Here is a 4,487-nt window from a genome sequence, read left to right on the forward strand (position 1 = left end):
AACCTGGGCAGTTCCTTGTGTTTGCCCGAGTTCACGTGCAACGACTTTTCCTTGGAGGCGAAGGCGTCGAACAGCGCGAGACCCTCCTCACGGGAGATGTGCTCGTCGTCCCACTGGAGGTCGAACTCGATCGGTATGGTGATCTGCTTCGCCTTTTCGGCCAGGACGTCGGGCCAGTGCTGACCGAAGACCGCGGCGGTGATCCTCGGTTCGATCGCCACGAACGGCACGCCGATCGCGGTGCCCATGTTGATGCCCCAGAAGCCGACCGGCCCGCCGGTGCCGATCTCCGGAAGCCCCTGGAGAGCGTCCAGGGTCGCCTGGTACTCGGGCACGGCGAGGTTCGCAAGGTGGTCGTTGTAGCGCACGACGATCGGGCCTTCCGGCTCGCCCGCCGCCCTCGCCCGGAACAGCTCGGCGATCTCCGCCTCGTCGTGCGCCGTGCGCGGCCGGTCGCCGTGACCGGGCGCGTCGATGACGGCGACGTGGAAGCCGCAGCCGGTCACGAGGAGCCGCGCGCGGCCGGACATCGCCGGATGCTTCTTGTGGTTGCCGCCGCCGTGGGCCATCAGGATCAGGGGCGCCCGGTCGGCCGCGTTGGCGGCCGGCGACCACAGGACGCCGGGGATGCCGCCGACGGTGAAGTCGCGCTCGAGCAGGCCGTTCGACGACGATTCGGCGGTGAACCGCAGAGAATACATGGTGTTGCCTTTCGGGAGTGTCCTTCATCGAGGCGCTCCCGGCGACACCTGCGTCAATCGCCAGCCGTGATGGGAAGGAGGAGCACCCACCTCGATACAGCCTTCATGGGTCTCACCTCCTCAGGTGGTGTCACGGTCTGCCGAAAACTACCAACCCCATGATCACCCTTCAACTCTTTTCCCGGAATCGGCGCTGGGATTCTCAGCCGGAAGAGGCGAGCGTGCGACATCGCGTGCGCAGGTAGTCGCGTTCCCGCTGGTTCTTGGTGAGCCTCGCAGCGGCCTCGAAGGACTGCCTGGCCTCGGCCGCGCGTCCGAGCCGGGCGAGCAGGTCACCGCGGATGGCGTGGAACAGGTGGTAGGTGTCGAGGTGCAGCCCGTCCACGAGGCGCAGCGCCGCGCCAGGGCCGTCGACCTCGGCCACCGCGACCGCCCGGTTGAGTGCGACGATCGGGCTCGGGTCGAGTCGTGTCAACTGGTCGTAGAGCGCGAGAACCTGGTTCCAGTCGGTGACCGGGTCGGTGTGCACGGCGTTGATGGCGGCGAGGAGCTGGTAGCGGCCCGGGTGGTTGCGGCGCAGGCAGGCCCGCACGAGGGCCCGGCCTTCCGTGACGAGGCAGGCGTCCCACCGTGAGCGGTCCTGGTCGCCGAGCCGGACGAACGCACCGTTGGCGTCGGTCCGCGCGGCCCGCCGCGCTTCGGTGAGCAGCATCAGGGCGAGTAGTCCCGCAGCCTCCGGCTCGTCGGGCATCAGCTCGACGAGCACCCGGGCGAGTCGAACCGCCTCGGCGCACAGGTCGGCGCGCACCAGTTCGGCCCCTGCCGTCGCGGTGTGGCCCTCGTTGAAGATCAGGTAGAGCACCGCGAGCACCGCGTCGAGACGTTCGGGCAGGTCGGCCTCGTGCGGGAGCCGGTAGGGAATGCGGGCGTGGCGGATCTTCGCCTTCGCCCGGACGATCCGCTGCGCCATGGTGGCCTCGGGGACGAGGAAGGCGCGGGCGATCTCGGGTGTGGTCAGCCCGCCGAGCAGGCGCAGAGTGAGCGCCACCTGCGCGGGACGAGCGAGCGCCGGATGGCAGCAGGTGAACAGCAGCCGCAGCCGGTCGTCGGGCACGGCGCCCTCCTCGACGGGCTCGGCCGGGGCGTGCAGGACCGCCGCCTCGGCGTGCTTGTGCGCGCGGGCCGACTCGCGGCGCAGCTGGTCGAGGGCGCGGTTGCGGGCGGTGGTGATGATCCAGCCGGCGGGGCTGGGTGGCGCGCCTTCGTCCGGCCAGCGTTGCAGTGCGGTCGTGAACGCGTCGGCGACCGCCTCTTCGGCCAGACCGATGTCGCCCAGCATGCGGACGAGGACGGCGACGGCCCTGCCGAATTCGGCGCGAAAAACGGCCGCGATCCCCTCCGGCGTCATCGCGTCAGTACGGCGCTCTGTCCTGGAACGGGCGCAGCTCGATCGGCAGCGTCGTCGCTGCCGCGGCCTTGCGCCCCCAGGCCAGCGCCGCGTCCAGGTCGGGCGCATCGACGACGTAGATGCCGCCGATGTGCTCCTTGCCCTCGAGGTAGGGGCCATCGGTGATCGTGCCGTCGGGCCGGACGACCGTTGCGGTGTCCGGGGGATGCAGGCCGCCGGTGAACACCCACGAGCCGCTCTCGAGCAGCTCCTCGTTGAGCCGGTGCAGGTCGGCCGCGATGCGAGCCATGGTTTCGGCGTCGGGCCTGCCGCCGTCGGGCTGGTAGAGGGAAAACAGGTACTTCGGCACGGTCCGCTCCTTCACCGGCGGGTGTACTGGGCGACGATGACGCCCGTGGTGGTCGTCACGCTACGGGTGAGCTCGAACCGGGTCCACGGGGCGGGGCCTTCGAACAGCAGCGAACCACTGCCCAGGGTCAGCGGGTGGATCAGCAGCGTGTACCGGTCGACGAGGCCGGCGGCGTGCAGGGTGCGGACCAGCGACGCGCTGCCGATGACGGACAGATTCCCGTCCCGCCGGGCCTTCAGCTCGGCCACCCTCGCGACCGCGTCGCCGCGCAGCAGCACCGAGTTCTGCCAAGCGTCCCTCTCTTTCAGCGTCCGTGAGACGACGTACTTGGTGGCCGCGTTCAGGTGCGTGCTGAACGGGTTGTCCTCGCTCGCCCGTCCCCAGCCGGCGAGGAAGTCCTGCCAGGTGCGGCGGCCGAGCAGCATGGCGCCCGGCGTACTCATACCCGCTCCCATCTCCTGGGCCATCACCTCGTCCCCATAACTCTGCCCCCAACCGCCGTGCGTGAAACCGCCGCGGGTGTCCTCATCCGCCCGTCCCGGACCCTGCACCACGCCATCGAGCGTGACGCTCATCGTCACCGTGATCGAACCCATCGAGTGCTCCTTGGAGGTTCGCGGGCCGCCCACGGCGAGCCCGTCACCCCTACACGAACGACGACCCGCGAAATCGACACCGCCGACGGGCCGAAAACACCGCGGGCGGGCTCAAGGACCAGGGTCCTACGCACGCACCGTCCGGAGTGCCGTTTCGACGCGGGTGGCGAGGTCCAGTACGGCGGCGGCGCGGAGCGTCCAGCCGCGGGTGGTGGCGCGGTGCAGGGTGCGCACGAGCAGGACCGGGCCCTGGGGAAGCGGCTCGATCGCCAGCAGCCGCTCCACCGCCCACGTTCGGTCGTAGGTGACACCTGGGGCGCTGATAATTTGCTTTCGTTGCCCGGCCGTGGTGGCGGCCAGCGCGTTGGCGTTTTCCACCAGTTGCGCGTCCGCGTTCAGGCGGCCCGCGACCACGGGGTCCCCTTCGAAGGGAGTGGGGCCGGAGCCGCCGGCCCTACCCAGGGCGACCCGGGCCGGGGCCGGCAGGCTCAGGGGCACCGCATACAGCAGGGTGCCCAGCCCGAGGGCGCGACGGATCGCCGTGCGCCCGCTCATGATCGCGGCGCGGAGTTCGAAGGGCCGCGGCGTTGGGGCGTCGACGTAGACGAAGCAGTGCGTCGGCGCCGGCATGCCGCTGAACCGCTCGCGTGGCGGCAGCAGGCTCCCGGCCGGAACACCGGTGCTGGCGGCCGAAAGTGTCATGGCCGCGGGGGCGGCGGCGAGGCCGAGCTCGTTCCCGAGGGTCCGGGCGATGTCGGCGCTCACCTCCTCCTCGACGGCGTGTCGGCCGGTCCACAGGGCGGTAGGCATCTGGGTCTCGCCTTCTTGGTCGGTCCGTGTCGCCTTTTCAGGCGTGCCCTGCGGTCTTCTGCAGGTGGTCGAGTCGCGTCAACGCGGCCTGGAGTTCGGTCTGGAAGCGCCCCGGTCGTAGATGCGCGAGCTGGCGCCAGCTGTCGGCCGCCGCCCGGGCCCGTGCGAGTGCCTCCGGCCGCTGTCCCTGGGCCTCCAGCGAGTCCCGCTCAGAGTCGAACTGCTGTGCCTGACGCAGCAACGTCTGCGAGCGGTCTTCGACCGGCGCCGGCGCGGCCGCCTCCGCCCGGGCGACCTTTCGTTTCCGGACCGTGATGCTGAGCCAGCTCACGAAAGCGACCAGCGCGCCGACGATGATCGGCCTGAGCACCATGTGCAAGAGGTCCATGTCTATCCCCAAACCCACTCGTGGTGGCGTGGCGCCACCGGAAGCTGTCCTCGCAGACGTTATTCACGGCGGATGAGTTTTTGATGACACGCCTGCCGGGCCCTGCTGTGAGGGTTCACTTGCCGGGCTTGTGGGTTCGGGGTTGGGTACCCGGGCTGGTGGCGGTCCAGCCTGCGAGGAGTTCGAGGGCTCGACGGGACGGCGATTCGGCTTCGGTGGTGTAGACGTACAGGGT

The 4,487-nt window shown here is 70.3% G+C and carries 6 protein-coding genes; all 6 read right to left on the reverse strand.

The annotated features are described in order from the left end of the window. Positions 1-701: alpha/beta hydrolase family protein (locus tag FNH05_RS33110; RefSeq protein WP_144592793.1), on the reverse strand; the 701-nt coding region annotated here is incomplete at its 3' end. Between the two features lie 202 nt (positions 702-903). Beyond that, positions 904-2,109 (reverse strand): RNA polymerase sigma factor, encoded by a 1,206-nt coding sequence (locus tag FNH05_RS33115; RefSeq protein WP_144592794.1) that lies wholly within the window; start codon positions 2,107-2,109, stop codon positions 904-906. A 4-nt stretch (positions 2,110-2,113) separates the two neighbouring features. Further along, entirely contained in the window at positions 2,114-2,458 is a 345-nt protein-coding gene (locus tag FNH05_RS33120) for a YciI family protein (RefSeq protein ID WP_144592795.1), read from the reverse strand. Positions 2,459-2,469: 11 nt separating this feature from the next. Then, positions 2,470-3,054 (reverse strand): dihydrofolate reductase family protein, encoded by a 585-nt coding sequence (locus tag FNH05_RS33125; RefSeq protein ID WP_144592796.1) that lies wholly within the window; start codon positions 3,052-3,054, stop codon positions 2,470-2,472. Between the two features lie 126 nt (positions 3,055-3,180). Continuing rightward, complete coding sequence (locus tag FNH05_RS33130; RefSeq protein WP_144592797.1) at positions 3,181-3,864, reverse strand: hypothetical protein; 684 nt, start codon at positions 3,862-3,864, stop codon at positions 3,181-3,183. A 37-nt stretch (positions 3,865-3,901) separates the two neighbouring features. Beyond that, positions 3,902-4,252 (reverse strand): hypothetical protein, encoded by a 351-nt coding sequence (locus FNH05_RS33135; protein WP_144592798.1) that lies wholly within the window; start codon positions 4,250-4,252, stop codon positions 3,902-3,904. Between the last annotated feature and the right edge of the window lie 235 nt (positions 4,253-4,487).

Origin of the sequence: Amycolatopsis rhizosphaerae (assembly GCF_007713715.1) — a bacterium.
GTDB lineage: Bacteria > Actinomycetota > Actinomycetes > Mycobacteriales > Pseudonocardiaceae > Amycolatopsis_E > Amycolatopsis_E rhizosphaerae.

Bases quoted from the DNA above. Each gene is read 5' to 3' on its own strand.
- FNH05_RS33135 (WP_144592798.1), bottom strand. From the start codon at position 4,252: ATGGACCTCTTGCACATGGTGCTCAGGCCGATCATCGTCGGCGCGCTG.
- FNH05_RS33115 (WP_144592794.1), bottom strand. From the start codon at position 2,109: ATGACGCCGGAGGGGATCGCGGCCGTTTTTCGCGCCGAATTCGGCAGG.
- FNH05_RS33130 (WP_144592797.1), bottom strand. From the start codon at position 3,864: ATGCCTACCGCCCTGTGGACCGGCCGACACGCCGTCGAGGAGGAGGTG.
- FNH05_RS33125 (WP_144592796.1), bottom strand. From the start codon at position 3,054: ATGGGTTCGATCACGGTGACGATGAGCGTCACGCTCGATGGCGTGGTG.